The sequence below is a fragment of the Pantoea sp. X-Soil-MYKO-1289 genome, assembly GCF_059730625.1.
Genome location: NZ_AP036004.1, coordinates 3,218,966 through 3,234,161, shown reverse-complemented (window position 1 = coordinate 3,234,161; position 15,196 = coordinate 3,218,966). Strand labels below are relative to the sequence as shown.

The following is a 15,196-nucleotide window of genomic DNA, read 5'->3' as shown; positions in this document are numbered from 1 at the left end:
CACTATACCTTTTGTGGTTCAGCGCCAGCGATTAGGCGTCAGGCGGATGAGTGTAGTCAGTGGGCTACATTTTGCCTGGCGGGTTTCGCCGCGTTGCCGCAAATGGGTACATCGATCCCCCTACGGGGAAAAACAGGCCGCTATAAATAACAGAAGCAGTCAAGGTTGGCAATTATTGATGATCGCACCTTGACAAGCCTGTGAGGAACAGCGTATTTGGCGCCTCGCGTTAACCATTCATACCACAACAATTTGCAAAAGATATTACAAGGTTACGGCAACCGGCTTTTTCAGAAACAGGCCTGCCGGTGATAAGTCCGCGCGATACGCCAAAATCTCTACGCCGTCCTGCTGCGCCTGGACCAGTTGGTCTGCGTAACGCGCATCGATGTGACGCGCGGGGGAGACGTCCTCAATCCCCGAGTGCAGAACCGCAAACAACAAAACAGCCCGATGGCCGGCAGCCGCGACGGCGCTTAGCTCGCGCAGATGCTTCTGGCCTCGGACCGTCACCGCATCCGGAAAAAAGCCTTTTCCTTGATGTAAAAGGGTCACGGACTTGACTTCAATATAGCAGTTGCGCCTGCCGCCTGCCTGAAGCAGAAAGTCAATTCGGCTCTTTTCCTCGCCATACCTGACTTCAGCCTGGCAGCGCTCATAGCCCGCTAATTCCGGAATCGCGGCGGCGAGCAGCGCCTCTTTAACCAGCTGATTCGCGCGCAGCGTATTGACGCAGATCCAGTGGCCCTGCTGTATTTCGGTCAGCTCCCAGCTGTGCGGATATTTGCGCGTCAGGCTGTCGGAGGTGGAGTACCACACCCTGTCGCCCGGCGTGGCGCAGCCGGTCATCGCGCCGGTGTTGGCGCAGTGGATCGTCAGGGTGTCGCCTTCCGGCGTCACCACGTCGGCGAGAAAACGTTTATAGCGGGCAATCAGTCGGGCGGACTTTAACGGCGGTGAAAACAGCATAGCGCTCCAGAGTCAGGTCAGCGGCCAGCTCGCCAGCGCCTGATAGCGCGTGCGGCCCCGCGCGTAGTGCGAGGAAAACAGCGAGAAATGGTCGACGCGAAAGCGCCAGTGAAAGTCGCGCGGCGGCAGCGCGATGCGCGCTGCGGCGTCGCGCAGCAGCGTGACGTGCGGATGAAACGGCTGTGCGCTCTGGGCGCAGCCGTGGCGCGCCGCCTGAGCGCGCAGCAGATCGGCGAGCTGCAGCAGGCCGCGCGGCGGCCGCCGGCAGCCGATCCACACCACGCCGGGACGCGGCCAGTGGCCGGCGTCGTCGAGATCGATATCGAAGGCGGGCTGCTGAATGCGCGCCGCAAGCTGTTGCAGCTTCTGCGCGGTCTCGCTTTTCACCTCGCCGAGAAAGGCGAGCGTCAGGTGCAGATTGGCCGCGACGATGGGGCGGCCGGCGTCGTCGGCGAAGCTATCGGCGCGCCAGCGCACCAGCTGCTGCTGCAGCGCGTCAGGCAGCCCGATGCCAAAAAACAGGCGTTGCGTCTCCATGGCGGTCTCCGGCAATCCTCGCGGATGAGTGCTACAATGCGCGCCATCTTAACACAGGCTGAACGGGAGTTTGCCGTGAGTGATTTACCGGTCAGCGCCGTGCTGCCCGACCTGCTTCAGGCGCTCGACGCCGCGCCGCAAATTCTGCTGGCGGCCCCGACCGGCGCGGGCAAATCGACCTGGCTGCCGCTGCAGCTGCTGCGGCAGGCGAACCTGCCGGGCCGCATTATTATGCTGGAGCCGCGTCGGCTGGCGGCGCGCAACGTGGCGCAGCGCCTGGCGGAGCAGCTCGGCGAGCAGCCCGGCGCCACCGTTGGTTTCCGCATGCGCGGCGAGAACTGCGTCGGGCCGACCACCCGGCTGGAAGTGGTGACGGAAGGCATCCTGACGCGCATGCTGCAGCGCGATCCCGAGCTGAGCGGCGTGTCGCTGGTGATCCTCGACGAATTCCACGAGCGCAGCCTGCAGGCGGATCTGGCGCTGGCGCTGCTGCTCGACGTGCAGCAAGGGCTGCGAGACGATCTGAAAATCCTGCTGATGTCGGCGACGCTGGACAACGCGCGCCTCTCGGCGCTGCTGCCCGACGCGCCGCTGATCGTCTCTGAAGGGCGCAGCTATCCCGTGACGCGCCGCTTCGCCTCGCTCAGCGCCACGCTGCGCTTTGAAGAGGCGGTGGCGCGCGAAACGGCGCAGCTGCTGCGCGAAGAAGGCGGCTCGCTGCTGCTGTTTCTGCCCGGCGTGGCGGAGATTGAGCGGGTGAAGCGCGAGCTGGAGTCGCGCGTGGCGGACGACGTCGATTTGACGCCGCTCTATGGCGCGCTGCCGCTGGCGGCGCAGCGCCGCGCTATCCTGCCCGCGCCGCCCGGCCGCCGCAAAGTGGTGCTCGCCACCAATATTGCCGAAACCAGCCTGACCATTGAAGGCATCCGCCTGGTGGTGGACAGCGCGCTGGAGCGCGTCGCGCAGTTCGACGCGCGCAGCGGCGTGACGCGGCTGCTGACCCAGCGCGTCAGCCAGGCGTCGATGACGCAGCGCGCCGGCCGCGCCGGACGTCTGATGCCCGGCATCTGCCTGCATCTGATCCCCGAAGAGCAGGTGTCGCGCGCCGCCGCGCAGAGCGAGGCGGAAATTATGCACAGCGATCTCGCCGCGCTGTGGATCGAGTTGCTGCAGTGGGGCTGCCAGCAGCCGGATCAGTTGACCTGGCTCGATGCGCCGCCGGAAAAACACCTGCGCGCGGCATGCGAGCTGCTTACCCGGCTTGGCGCGCTGGACGAAAGCGGCAAGCTGAGCGCGACGGGACGCCGCATGGCGCAGCTCGGCGGCGATCCGCGCCTCAGCGCCGTGCTCTGCGCCGCAGGACAGGAGGCCGATGCGGTCGCCAGCGCCGCGCTGCTGGTGGCGATTCTGGAGGATCCGCCGCGCAGCGGCTCGCCCGATCTGCGCGACGCGCTGCATCGCCCGCAGCCGCAGTGGCAGCGTCGCGCGAAGCAGTGGCAGACGCGGCTCGGCGTCAGCGGCGGCCGCGTCGATGAAGATCGCTTTCCGGCGCTGCTGGCGGCGGGCTTCGGCGACCGGCTGGCGCGGCGCCGCGACAGTGGCGGGCGCTACCAGCTCGCCAATGGCCTGGGCGCGATGCTCGATGCGCAAGAGGGGCTAAACCGCTATGAATGGCTGATCGCGCCCGCCTTGCTGCAGGGTAGCGCCACGCCGGACGCGCGCATGCTGCTGGCGTTGCCGATCGACATCGACGCGCTGCGCCAGGCGCGGCCGGAACTGGTCGAGGTGCGCGCCGAAGTCGAATGGGACGAAGAGAAGGGCACGCTGCGCGCGCTGCGCCGCGAGCAGATCGGCGCGCTGGTGCTGAAGGCGCAGCCGATGGCGCGCCCGGAACCCGAGGTGCTGCACGCCGCCATATTGCGCTGGGTGGCGCAAAAAGGCCTGGGCGTGCTGGGCTGGAGCGAGGCGGCGCAACAGCTGCGCGTGCGGCTGCAGTGCGCGGCGCAGTGGCTGCCGGAAGAGCCGTGGCCCGCCGTGGACGACGAATCGCTGCTGGCGTCGCTCGACCGCTGGCTGCTGCCGGAGATGGGCGCGGTGCGCGATCTGAAATCGCTGCAGGCGGTCAACCTTGTCAGCGCGCTATTACATTTGCTCACATGGTCGCAACGCCAGCGGCTGGATAGTGCGCTGCCAACTCATTACACTGTGCCGACCGGCAGCCGGTTGCCTATTCGCTACCATGCTGATAAGCCGCCCGCGCTGGCGGTGCGCATTCAGGAGATGTTCGGCGAGGCGAGCAATCCCGCCGTGGCGGAAGGGCGCGTGCCGCTGGTGCTGGAGCTGCTGTCGCCCGCGCAGCGGCCGTTGCAGATTACCCGCGACCTGGCCGCCTTCTGGCGCGGCGCATATCCGGAGGTGCAGAAAGAGATGAAAGGGCGCTATCCCCGCCATCCCTGGCCCGACGATCCGGCCAGCGCGCTGCCCACCAGGCGCACCAAAAAATATTCCCCGCAAGGTTGAGCCGGCTGGATCGATTTCAGAGGGTTCCGCCATGCGGAAAAGGTAAAAGCCGCTAGAGTATCGGCGCAGCCAACGTAATGCCTGGAGAATGAAACCAATGTCTGGGAACGATCGCGAACCCATTGGGCGCAAAGGAAAACAACCCAAGCCGCCGCGTAACGCTACGCGCCGGGGTCGCCGCAGGGATGAAGACGATTTTGAAAATGATGATTTTGCCGACGAAGTTGAGGAGAAAGCGCCTGTGCCGCGTAAAAGTAAAGGAAAGCGTCCGCCGCGCGGGAAGCGCCGCTGGTTAGGCTGGTTGATCAAGCTGTTCCTCGTGTTTGTGGTGATTATGGCCGCCTGGGGCGTCTACCTCGACTCGGAGATCCGCGCCCGCATCGACGGCAAAGTGTGGCAGCTGCCCGCGACCGTCTACGGCCGTATGGTCAGCCTGGAACCGGGCATGGCCTACAACAAGAAAGAGATGATCGCGCTGCTGGAAGGCACGCAGTATCGCGAGGTGTCGCGCATCACGCGTCCCGGCGAGTTCTCGGTTAAAGGCAACACTATCGATCTGCTGCGCCGCCCGTTCGACTTCCCGGACAGCAAAGAGGGTCAGGTGCACGCGCAGATGGTGTTCGACGGCGATGAGCTGGGCGAGATTAAAAACCTCGACTCCGGCCGCGACTTCGGCTTCTTCCGTCTCGATCCGCGCCTGATCACCATGCTGCAGTCGCCGAACGGCGAGCAGCGTCTGTTCGTGCCGCGCGCCGGCTTCCCGGATCTGCTGGTCGATACGCTAATCGCGACCGAAGACCGTCATTTCTACGAGCATGACGGCATCAGCCCCTACTCGATCGGTCGCGCCTTCCTCGCCAATATCACGGCCGGGAAAGCGGTGCAGGGCGGCAGTACCCTGACGCAGCAGCTGGTGAAAAACCTGTTCCTGACCAACGAGCGTTCACTGTGGCGTAAAGCGCGCGAAGCCTATATGGCGGTGATTATGGACGCGCGCTACAGCAAGGATCGCATTCTGGAGCTTTACCTGAACGAGGTCTATCTCGGTCAGGCGGGCAACGACCAGATCCGCGGCTTCCCGCTGGCGAGCCTCTACTACTTCGGCCGCCCGGTCGACGAGCTGAGCCTCGATCAGCAGGCGATGCTGGTGGGCATGGTGAAAGGCGCCTCGCTCTATAACCCGTGGCGCAATCCGAAGCTGGCGCTGGAGCGACGCAATCTGGTGCTGCGCCTGCTGCAGCAGCAGAAGGTAATCGACCAGGAGCTTTACGACATGCTCTCGGCGCGCCCGCTCGGCGTACAGCCGAAAGGCGGCGTTATCACGCCGCAGCCCGCCTTTATGCAGATGGTGCGTAACGAGCTGCAGGCGAAGCTGGGCGACAAGGTCAAAGATCTCTCTGGCGTGAAGATCTTCACCACGCTCGATCCGGTCTCGCAGGATGCGGCGGAAAAAGCGGTGCTCGACGGCATTCCGGCGCTGAAAAAACAGCGCGGCCTGAAAGATCTGGAAACCGCGATGGTGGTGGTCGACCGCTTCAGCGGCGAAGTGCGCGCCATGGTCGGCGGCGCCGATCCGCAGTTCGCCGGCTACAACCGCGCGCTGCAGGCGCGCCGCTCTATCGGCTCGCTGGCGAAACCGGCGACCTATCTGACCGCGCTCAGCCAGCCGAACACCTATCGTCTCAACAGCTGGATCGCCGATGAGCCGATCGCGCTGAAACAGCCGAACGGCACCGTCTGGAAACCGATGAACGACGATCGTCGCTTTAGCGGCAAGGTGATGCTGGTGGACGCGCTGACCAACTCCATGAACGTGCCGACGGTCAACCTCGGCATGACGCTGGGGCTGGACGCGGTTGTGGATACCTGGACCAAACTGGGGGTGCCGAAAGATCAGCTCAACCCGGTGCCGTCGATGCTGCTCGGCGCGCTTAACCTGACGCCGATCGAAGTGGCGCAGGCGTTCCAGTCGATCGCCAGCGGCGGCAACCGCGCGCCGCTCTCGGCGGTACGCTCGGTGATCGCGGAAGACGGCACCGTGCTCTATCAGAGCTTCCCGCAGGCGCAGCGCGTCGAGCCGGCGCAGGCCGCCTATCTGACGCTCTACACCATGCAGCAGGTCGCCGATCACGGTACGGCGCGCGCGCTGGGCGCGCGTTATCCGAAAGCGCATCTGGCGGGCAAAACCGGCACCACCAACGACCTGATCGACAGCTGGTTCGCCGGGGTTGACGGCAAAGAGGTCGCCATTACCTGGGTGGGCCGCGACAATAACCAGCCGAGCAAGCTGTACGGCGCCAGCGGCGCGATGCAGATCTATCGTCGCTATCTGGACAACCAGGCGCCGATGCCGCTGATGCTGACGCCGCCGGAAGATGTCTCGATGATGAACGTCGATTCCGCAGGCAACTTCGTCTGCGGCAACGGCAGCAGCACCTGGCGCTCGCTGCCGGTATGGTCGCTCGATCCCAACGCGCTCTGCCAGCAGCAGCAACAGCTGTTCCAGCAGCAACAGCAGCAGTTGCAGGAGCAGCAGAACCAGCAGCAAAATCAGCAGCAGATGCAGCAGCAACCGCAGCAGCAGCCGGAGAAGAAAGACAGCGACGGTGTCGCCGGCTGGATCAAAGATATGTTCGGCGGCAACTAAACCGTCGATTAAAAAGGGCGCTACGGCGCCCTTTTTTTGTGCCCGATCAATACTGCGCGAATGGCCGCCAGACGGCGCTGCGCGCGGGATTATCCCTTGCAGAAAGCAAAGCCTTTCGCCTAGAATCCATTCGGCATAATAATCATTCTCGTTTCCATTCGCCTGCCTACTACTTTATTCAAGAGACACTACTATGAATGCGCGAACGACTTTTCCTTGTTATCTGCGCGGCGTTTTTTCCCGCCGCCCGCTGGCTTTGAGCATTGCCGTGATTTTGGGTTCAGCGAGCGCCTCCGCGCTGGCTGAGGAGACGCTGGTGGTTTCGGCGGACGCCGCCTCCGGCGCGGCGCAGGAGAGCGCGTGGGGCCCGGCGCCGACCATCGCCGCGAAACAGAGCGCCACCGGCACCAAAACCGATACCCCGATCGAGAAAAACCCGCAGTCGGTTTCGGTGGTCACGCGCGAAGAGATGGAAAAGCGGCAGATAACCACGGTAAAAGAGGCATTCAACTACACGCCGGGCGTACTGACCGGCAACCGCGGCAGCTCGCAGGTAATCGACGCGCTGTCGATTCGCGGCTTCAGCGAGACCAACACCAACCAGTATCTTGACGGCCTGAAGCTGCAGGGCGACAACTATTCCGAATTCGCCATCGATCCTTACTTCCTTGAGCGCGCCGAGCTGCTGCGCGGCCCGGTTTCAGTGCTCTACGGCAAGAGCAATCCTGGCGGCGTGGTGGCGCTGGTGAGCAAGCGCCCGACCCAGGAAACGCTGCGCGAAGTGCAGTTTCAGATGGGCAGCGACAACCTCTTCTCGACCGGATTTGATTTCGGCGGCGCGCTGGATGACGACGGCGTCTACAGCTACCGTCTGACCGGTCTTGCGCGCAGCGCCGATGCACAGCAGGAGAGTAACAAAGAGAAGCGCTATACCATCGCGCCCGCGTTTAGCTGGCGCCCGGACGCCAATACCCGTTTCGACCTGCTGACCTATTTCCAGAACGAGCCGGAGACCGGCTATTACGGCTGGCTGCCGCGTCAGGGCACGGTGGTGCCGATTACGCGCGCGGACGGCAGCGAGTACAAACTGCCGACCAATTTCGACGAAGGCGAGCAGAGCAATAAAATTTCGCGCAACACCAAAATGGTGGGCTACAACGCCGAGCACAGCTTCAACGACACCTGGACGGTGCGCCAGAATCTGCGCTACGCCGATCTGCGTACCGATTACCGCAGCATTTACGGCAACGGCTTCGACGCCGCCACCCAGTCGATTACGCGCGGTTCCGCGGTATCGCAGGAGAGGCTGAATCAGTTCGCCGTCGATACCCAGGCGCAGGCGAAATTCGCCACCGGAGCGCTGGATCATACCCTGCTGCTGGGCGTGGATTATCAGCGCACGCGCAACGATATTGATGCGCAGTTTGGCACCGCCAGCAGCCTGAACGCCGTTAATCCGCAGTACGGCGATGAGAGCAGTATTCCGTTCGATCCCTATCAGCATCTTAATAAACAGCGCCAGACCGGCCTGTATGCGCAGGATCAGATGGAGTGGAATCGTTGGGTGCTGACGCTGGGCGGCCGCTACGATTACGCCATGACGTCGGTATACGATCGTTATAAAGGAACCACCGATCGCCAGAACGATCAGGCCTTTACCTGGCGCGGCGGACTGAACTACGTATTCGATAACGGCATCGCGCCTTACTTCAGCTACAGCGAAGCCTTTATTCCCAACTCCGGTTCTACTTATGAAGGGCAGGCCTTCGATCCGTCGCGCGCGAAACAGTATGAGACGGGCGTGAAGTATGTGCCGAAGGATCGTCCGATTACGTTAACCGCCGCGCTCTATCAGCTAACCAAAACCAAAAACCTGACGGCGGATCCGGTAAATACGTTCGCCAGCGTGCAGAGCGGCGAAATCCGTTCGCGCGGCGTAGAGCTGGAGGCCAAAGCGGCGGTCAACGCCAATATCGACCTGACGGCCGCCTACACCTACACCGACGCGGAATATACCCACGATACGCTGCTGAAAGGGCGCACGCCGGTACAGGTGCCCAAACATATGGCGTCGCTCTGGGCGGACTACAGCTTCCATGAGACCGCGCTCTCCGGCGTTACCGTCGGCGCAGGCGTGCGTTACGTCGGCGAAAGCAAAGGGCTTTACAGCACCGGCACGCAAAACAACCAGAACTTCGACGTCGCCGGTTACACCACGGTGGATGCGATGCTGAAATATGACCTTGGCCGCTTCGGCCTGCCTGGCTCGTCGGTGGGCGTCAACGTGAAAAACCTGTTTGACCGCGACTATGTCGCCAGCTGTTATCGCGACTACGCCTGCTACTGGGGCGCAGAGCGTCAAATCGTCGGCACCGCCACTTTCCGTTTCTGATGCAACCGGGCGCCGCGGCGCCCGTTTAACCTGGGATGATCATGCAGCCTCCGCACGACGCAGCCACTTTTACGCTGGATAATGTCAGCTTTCACGTGCCCGGCCGCACGCTGCTGCATCCGCTCTCGTTAACTTTTCCGCCGGGCAAAGTGACCGCGCTTATCGGCCATAACGGCTCCGGCAAATCCACCTTGCTTAAAATGCTGGGACGGCACCAGAGCCCCAGCGAGGGGCGCGTGCTGCTTAACGCAACGCCGGTCGAGGCGTGGAACGGCAAAGCCTTCGCGCGCGAAGTCGCCTATCTGCCGCAGCAGCTGCCCGCCGCCGAAGGCATGACGGTGCGCGAGCTGGTGGCGATAGGCCGCTACCCGTGGCACGGCGCGCTGGGCCGCTTCAGCCATGAAGATCGCGTTCGGGTCGAGGAGGCGATTGCGCAGGTCGGGCTGAAACCGCTGGCCGCGCGCCTGGTGGACAGCCTCTCCGGCGGCGAGCGTCAGCGCGCTTGGCTGGCGATGCTGGTGGCGCAGAACAGCCGCTGCCTGCTGCTGGACGAACCGACCTCGGCGCTGGATATCGCCCATCAGGTTGAGGTGCTGGCGCTGATCCAGCGGCTCAGCCGCGAACGCGGCCTGACGGTGATCGCCGTGCTGCACGATATCAATATGGCGGCGCGCTACTGCGACCATCTGGTGGCGCTGCGCAATGGCAAGATGATTGCCGAAGGCGCGCCGGAGATCATTATGCAGGCCGAGGTGCTGGGCGCGATTTACGGCATTCCTATGGGCATCCTGCCGCATCCGCAGGGCGGCGCGCCGGTCAGCTTTGTCTACTGAGGGCCTGAGCATGGAGATCTCTCGTCGTCGCCTGCTGGCGGCGCTGGCGCTGACGCCGTGGCTAAGCGCGCTGCCGCTGCGGGCCGCCCTGCCTGAGCAGCAGCGTATTATCGCGCTGGAGTGGCTGCCGACCGAACTGCTGCTGGCGCTCGGCGTCGCGCCGCTGGCGGTCGCCGATACGCGCAACTACAACATCTGGGTTGGCGAGCCGCCGCTGCCGCCGCAGACCGTAGATGTCGGGCTGCGCACCGAACCCAATCTGGAGCTGATGACCCAGCTGCAACCCTCGCTGATCCTCTGTTCGAACGGCTATGGCCCGCCGCCGGAAAAACTCAAGCGCATCGCGCCGATCATGGGCTTTGACCTCAACCGCGGCGACGGCAAACCGCTCTCCGCGGCGCGCGATTCGCTGCGCGCGCTGGCGACGCGTATCGGCCGCGAAGCCGAAGCGGAGGCGCATCTGCAGCTGCTGGATCGCGAGCTGGCCGCCGCCCGCCAGCGTCTGGCGCCCTACGCCGCGCGTCCGGTGCTGCTGATGTCGCTGATGGACAGCCGGCATGCGCTGGCGTTCGGCAAAAACAGCTTGTTTCTGGAAGTGATGGAGCAACTGGGGCTGACCAACGCCTGGCAGGGAGAAACCAACTTCTGGGGCAGCGCGGTGATCGGCATTGAGCGGCTGGCGCATCTGCGCGACGTCGAGGCGATCTGCTTCGATCACGCTAACGACGCCGATATGGCGCAGCTCAGCCGCAGCCCGCTGTGGCAGGCGCTGCCCTTTGTTCGTGCCGGACGCTTTCAGCGGGTCCCGGCGGTGTGGTACTACGGCGCGACCCTGTCGGCGCTGCACTTTGTTCGCGTGCTGGAACGCGCGCTGGAGACGCGCTGATGCGCCATCGTTATTTCCCCGCCGCGCTGCTGAGCCTGCTTTTCCTGCTGGCGCTGCTGCTGAGCGTCACAAACCTGCGCGCGGCGCTGCCGTCGGCGCAGTGGGCACAGGCGCTGCTGTCGCCGGATCGCAACAACATCGATCAGATGCTGTTTCACTACAGCCTGCTGCCGCGGCTCGGGCTGGCGCTGCTGGTCGGCGCCGGACTCGGGCTGGCGGGCCTGCTGTTCCAGCAGACGCTGCGCAATCCGCTGGCGGAGCCGACCACGCTGGGCGTCTCTTCCGGCGCGCAGCTCGGCATTACCGTCGCCACGCTGTGGCAGCTGCCGGGCGGCGCGGCCACGACGCAGCTGGCGGCGCTGATCGGCGCGCTGGCGGTTGGGGCGGTGGTGTTCGGCGTCGCCTGGGGCAAACGGCTGTCGCCGGTCACGCTGATCCTCTCCGGGCTGGTGCTGAGCCTCTACAGCGGGGCGGTGAATCAGATTTTCGCCATTTTCAATCACGACCAGCTGCAGACGATGTTTCTGTGGAGCACCGGCACGCTCAACCAGATGGGCTGGGAGAACGTCAGCCTGCTGTGGCCGCGTCTGCTGCTCGCCTTCGCGCTGGCGCTGGCGCTGCTGCGTCCGCTCACGCTGATGGGGCTGGATGACGGCGTGGCGAAAAATCTCGGCCTGGCGCTGGCGCTGGCGCGCGTCGGCACACTGGCGCTGGCGATCCTGCTTAGCGCGCAGCTGGTGAGCGTGGCGGGCATTATCGGTTTTATCGGCCTGTTCGCGCCGCTGCTGGCGAAGCTATTGGGCGCGCGTCGGCTGCTGAGCCGCATGCTGCTGGCGCCGCTGATCGGCGCGCTGCTGCTGTGGCTGGCGGACGCCTGCGTGCTGTGGCTCACTGCCCACTGGCGTGAAGTCTCTACCGGCACCCTGACCGCGCTGACGGGCGTGCCGCTGCTGCTCTGGCTGCTGCCGCGCCTGCGCACCGGCGCGGCGGCGCCGCCGCTCGATATGGGCGACAGGGTGCCGGCGGAACGGCACGCGGTGCGGCGCTGGTCGCTGGTCGGTCTGGCGCTGCTCGGGTTGCTGGTGTGGATCGCGCTCGCCTTCGGCCGCGACGCGCACGGCTGGGTATGGTCAGGCGGCGAACTGTTCCATCAGCTGCTGCCGTGGCGCGCGCCGCGTCTGCTGGCGGCGCTGGCGGTAGGGCTGATGCTCGGCGTGGCGGGCTGTTTGATTCAGCGTCTGACCGGCAATCCCATGGCCAGCCCGGAAGTGCTGGGCATCAGCTCCGGCGCGGCGTTCGGCGTGGTGGTGATGCTGTTTTTCGTGCCGGGCGACGCGCTGGCGTTTCTGCTGCCGGCGGGCGCGCTGGGCGCGGCGGGAACGCTGATGATTATTATGCTGGTGGCGAGCCGCGGCGGCTTTTCGCCGGAGCGTATGCTGCTGGCGGGGATGGCGCTGAACAGCGCGTTCGTCACGCTGCTGATGCTGCTGCTGGCGAGCGGCGATCCGCGTATGGGCGGCTTGCTGAGCTGGATTTCCGGTTCCACCTACACTATCAGCGCAAAGGCGGCGATGCAGAGCGCGATGCTGGCGCTGGTTTTGACCGCGCTGGCGCCGCTCGCCAGCCGCTGGCTGACGCTGCTGCCGCTTGGCTCCGCTACGGCGCGTTCGGCGGGCATGGCGCTCAACGCCTCGCGTCTGGCGCTGATGCTGCTGGCGGCCGCGCTGACCGCCGCGGCGACGCTGACCATTGGGCCGCTGAGCTTTGTCGGCCTGATGGCGCCGCATATCGCGCGTATGCTCGGTTTCCGCCGCGCGCTGCCGCAGATGGCGATGGCGGGGCTGTTCGGCGCGGGGCTGATGCTGCTGGCCGACTGGTGCGGACGCATGCTGGCGTTTCCGGATCAGCTGCCGGCGGGACTGATGGCGACTTTTATCGGCGCGCCTTACTTTATCTGGCTGCTAAGACGCTCGCGATAAAAAAAGACCGGCAATATGCCGGTCTGACGTTGTTGATTGCGTGCTCACGCGGATGACAGGGTCTGATCGCAAAGTCGCTCAAGGCATCCCTGCTCGCTCGGCCCGCGACATCCCTGTCGCGGGACGCTTTGCTCTTCAGCCCCTGTCATCCGCTTTTTGACAGGCTAGCCGTCTGAGCGAATAGCGCGTTTACAGCTTTGCAAAACAGCGACGCGCGGCGTCGACGGTGCGGTCGATGTCCTCGGCGCTGTGCGCCAGCGACATAAAGCCCGCTTCGAAGGCGGAAGGCGCAAGGTAAACGCCTTCTTCCAGCATCAGGTGGAAGAAGTGCTTAAAGCGCTCAACGTCGCACTTCGTCACGTCGGCGTAGCAGGTCACGCTGTCGGCGTCGGTGAAGAAAATGCCGAACATGCCGCCGACGTGATTCACCACCAGCGGGATATTTTCCGCCTCAGCCGCCGCCAGCAGACCCTGCGCCAGCTGCGTGGTGCGCTCGGTCAGCGTCTGATGAGTGCCCGGCTGGGCGATCTGCGTCAGGCAGGCGTAACCGGCCGCCATCGCAATCGGGTTGCCGGAAAGGGTGCCCGCCTGATAAACCGGCCCGGTCGGCGCCAGCGCGTCCATCACTTCGCGGCGTCCGCCGAAGGCGCCCACCGGCATGCCGCCGCCGATAATCTTGCCGAGACAGGTCAGGTCCGGCTTCACGTTGTAATACGCCTGCGCGCCGCCCAGCGCCACGCGGAAGCCGGTCATCACCTCGTCGATAATCAGCAGCGCGCCGAACTCGTCGCACAGCGCGCGCAGGCCAGGCAGAAAGTCCGGCAGCGGCGGAATGCAGTTCATGTTGCCCGCCACCGGCTCGACGATAATACAGGCGATCTCTTGCGGGTACTGCTCGAACGCGGCGCGTACCGAGTCGAGATCGTTATAGGTGCAGGTCAGGGTGTGACGGGCGAAATCGGCCGGCACGCCAGGGGAGTTCGGCTGGCCCAGCGTCAGCGCGCCGGAACCCGCTTTCACCAGCAGGCAGTCAGCATGGCCGTGATAGCAGCCTTCGAACTTCACAATCTTGTCGCGGCCGGTAAAGCCGCGCGCCAGGCGAATGGCGCTCATGGTCGCTTCGGTGCCGGAATTCACCATGCGCACCATATCCATGCTCGGCACCAGCTCGCACACCAGCTGCGCCATCTTCACTTCCATCTCGGTAGGCGCGCCGAAGCTCAGGCCGCGCGTGGCCGCTTCAATCACTGCATTGCGGATTTCGACATTGTTGTGGCCCAGCACCATCGGGCCCCATGAACCGACATAGTCGATATAGGCTTTGCCGTCGGCGTCATACAGCCAGGCGCCGTCGGCGCGCTCGATGAACAGCGGCGTGCCGCCTACGCCGTTAAACGCGCGCACCGGCGAGTTAACGCCGCCGGGGATCAGGCGTTGCGCTTCGGCAAACAGGTTTTCGGACTTACTCATTTATTCGGCTCCAGCGGTTCATAAAAAATCTCGCGCCATTCTACGGGAAGACGACGGCAGGACGAAAGGCCAGAAAGGGCGCGCTATACTTACCTTAGCTGAAGGCTGGCGGCACAGAGTGCGAAGGGCAAAACTTGATTGCGCTATCGCGCTGGCGGATAATACGGCAATTGAGGTCGTTTTATGGCCTGGACCTTTACCGGAGTATAAGATGAGTGATGATGTTGCAGCACTGCCGTTACAGTTTACCGATGCGGCGGCCAGCAAGGTAAAGAACCTGATTGCCGACGAAGAGAACCCCGATCTGAAACTGCGCGTCTATATTACCGGCGGCGGTTGCAGCGGCTTTCAGTATGGTTTCACCTTTGACGACAAAATGAACGACGGCGACATGACTATTGAGAAACAGGGCGTGGCGCTGGTGGTGGATCCGATGAGCCTGCAGTATCTGGTCGGCGGCTCGGTGGACTACACCGAAGGTCTGGAGGGATCGCGTTTTATCGTTACCAACCCGAACGCCAAAACCACCTGCGGCTGCGGCTCCTCTTTCAGTATCTGATGCAAAAAGGCCGTCTTGCGACGGCCTTTTTCTTACCATTCAACGGTTACCAGCTTCGCCGTTTCCTTACGCATACTATCCTTCTTTAGCACGCTTTCCGTCACGCGCGGCTGCGCGTTGATGCGGCGACCGCAATCGATCTGCGGCATTGCCCGTTGCGGCTGGCTGTTAACTTCACAGCGCGAATAGATAATCAGCTGAACGCCTATCGTTCCCGTGGTTGACGCCGTCGCAATGGGCGCGACGGTCGCGAGCGCGAAGGCCAGCAGCAAGGCTCTGGTCATGTTTGATTCCTGGTGTGCAAAATGCGCGAAGCGCATAAAAGGACGCTGAGCTTACGTGGCGTCGGCGTCTCGTTTATTGATTAACGGCAAAATTAGCGGGATCTTTAATCGCTTTCTGCT

The 15,196-nt window shown here is 64.0% G+C and carries 11 protein-coding genes; 7 read left to right on the top strand and 4 right to left on the bottom strand.

Annotation, left to right across the window (positions count from 1 at the left end; genetic code table 11):
• Positions 1 to 264 precede the first annotated feature (264 nt).
• Positions 265 to 969 (bottom strand): DNA/RNA nuclease SfsA, encoded by a 705-nt coding sequence (sfsA, locus tag AC6I7Z_RS15480; protein ID WP_497814861.1) that lies wholly within the window; start codon positions 967 to 969, stop codon positions 265 to 267.
• A 12-nt stretch (positions 970 to 981) separates the two neighbouring features.
• Complete coding sequence (gene thpR, locus AC6I7Z_RS15475) at positions 982 to 1,506, bottom strand: RNA 2',3'-cyclic phosphodiesterase (protein ID WP_497814860.1); 525 nt, start codon at positions 1,504 to 1,506, stop codon at positions 982 to 984.
• Between the two features lie 36 nt (positions 1,507 to 1,542).
• Here thpR and hrpB point away from each other — a divergent pair, with 36 nt between their 5' ends.
• The 6 genes from hrpB (at position 1,543) to fhuB (ending at position 12,763) form a co-directional block, all read left to right on the top strand.
• The gene (gene hrpB / locus AC6I7Z_RS15470; protein ID WP_497814859.1) at positions 1,543 to 4,026 is read left to right on the top strand and encodes an ATP-dependent helicase HrpB; all 2,484 of its coding nucleotides are present in this window, start codon (positions 1,543 to 1,545) and stop codon (positions 4,024 to 4,026) included.
• A gap of 97 nt (positions 4,027 to 4,123) precedes the next feature.
• The gene (gene mrcB, locus AC6I7Z_RS15465; protein ID WP_497814858.1) at positions 4,124 to 6,673 is read left to right on the top strand and encodes a bifunctional glycosyl transferase/transpeptidase; all 2,550 of its coding nucleotides are present in this window, start codon (positions 4,124 to 4,126) and stop codon (positions 6,671 to 6,673) included.
• A gap of 193 nt (positions 6,674 to 6,866) precedes the next feature.
• Positions 6,867 to 9,065 (top strand): ferrichrome porin FhuA, encoded by a 2,199-nt coding sequence (gene fhuA / locus AC6I7Z_RS15460; protein WP_497814857.1) that lies wholly within the window; start codon positions 6,867 to 6,869, stop codon positions 9,063 to 9,065.
• Positions 9,066 to 9,100: 35 nt separating this feature from the next.
• Complete coding sequence (fhuC, locus tag AC6I7Z_RS15455; protein ID WP_497814856.1) at positions 9,101 to 9,898, top strand: Fe3+-hydroxamate ABC transporter ATP-binding protein FhuC; 798 nt, start codon at positions 9,101 to 9,103, stop codon at positions 9,896 to 9,898.
• A gap of 10 nt (positions 9,899 to 9,908) precedes the next feature.
• Positions 9,909 to 10,784, top strand: a complete 876-nt coding sequence (gene fhuD / locus AC6I7Z_RS15450) for a Fe(3+)-hydroxamate ABC transporter substrate-binding protein FhuD (protein WP_497814855.1) — start codon at positions 9,909 to 9,911, stop codon at positions 10,782 to 10,784.
• Entirely contained in the window at positions 10,784 to 12,763 is a 1,980-nt protein-coding gene (fhuB, locus tag AC6I7Z_RS15445) for a Fe(3+)-hydroxamate ABC transporter permease FhuB (RefSeq protein ID WP_497814854.1), read from the top strand. The genes fhuD and fhuB overlap by 1 nt, the downstream gene beginning before the upstream one ends.
• A 189-nt stretch (positions 12,764 to 12,952) precedes the next feature.
• On the opposite strand, the gene hemL is transcribed toward fhuB, so the two are convergent.
• Positions 12,953 to 14,233: a glutamate-1-semialdehyde 2,1-aminomutase gene (gene hemL / locus AC6I7Z_RS15440; protein ID WP_497814853.1), complete on the bottom strand. Its 1,281-nt coding sequence runs from the start codon at positions 14,231 to 14,233 to the stop codon at positions 12,953 to 12,955.
• 211 nt (positions 14,234 to 14,444) lie between these two features.
• On the opposite strand from hemL, the gene erpA reads away from it, so the two are divergent.
• Positions 14,445 to 14,792: an iron-sulfur cluster insertion protein ErpA gene (erpA, locus tag AC6I7Z_RS15435; protein ID WP_033749565.1), complete on the top strand. Its 348-nt coding sequence runs from the start codon at positions 14,445 to 14,447 to the stop codon at positions 14,790 to 14,792.
• A 32-nt stretch (positions 14,793 to 14,824) separates the two neighbouring features.
• Here erpA and AC6I7Z_RS15430 read toward each other — a convergent pair whose 3' ends face one another.
• Complete coding sequence (locus AC6I7Z_RS15430) at positions 14,825 to 15,076, bottom strand: hypothetical protein (protein ID WP_497814852.1); 252 nt, start codon at positions 15,074 to 15,076, stop codon at positions 14,825 to 14,827.
• Positions 15,077 to 15,196: the final 120 nt, after the last annotated feature.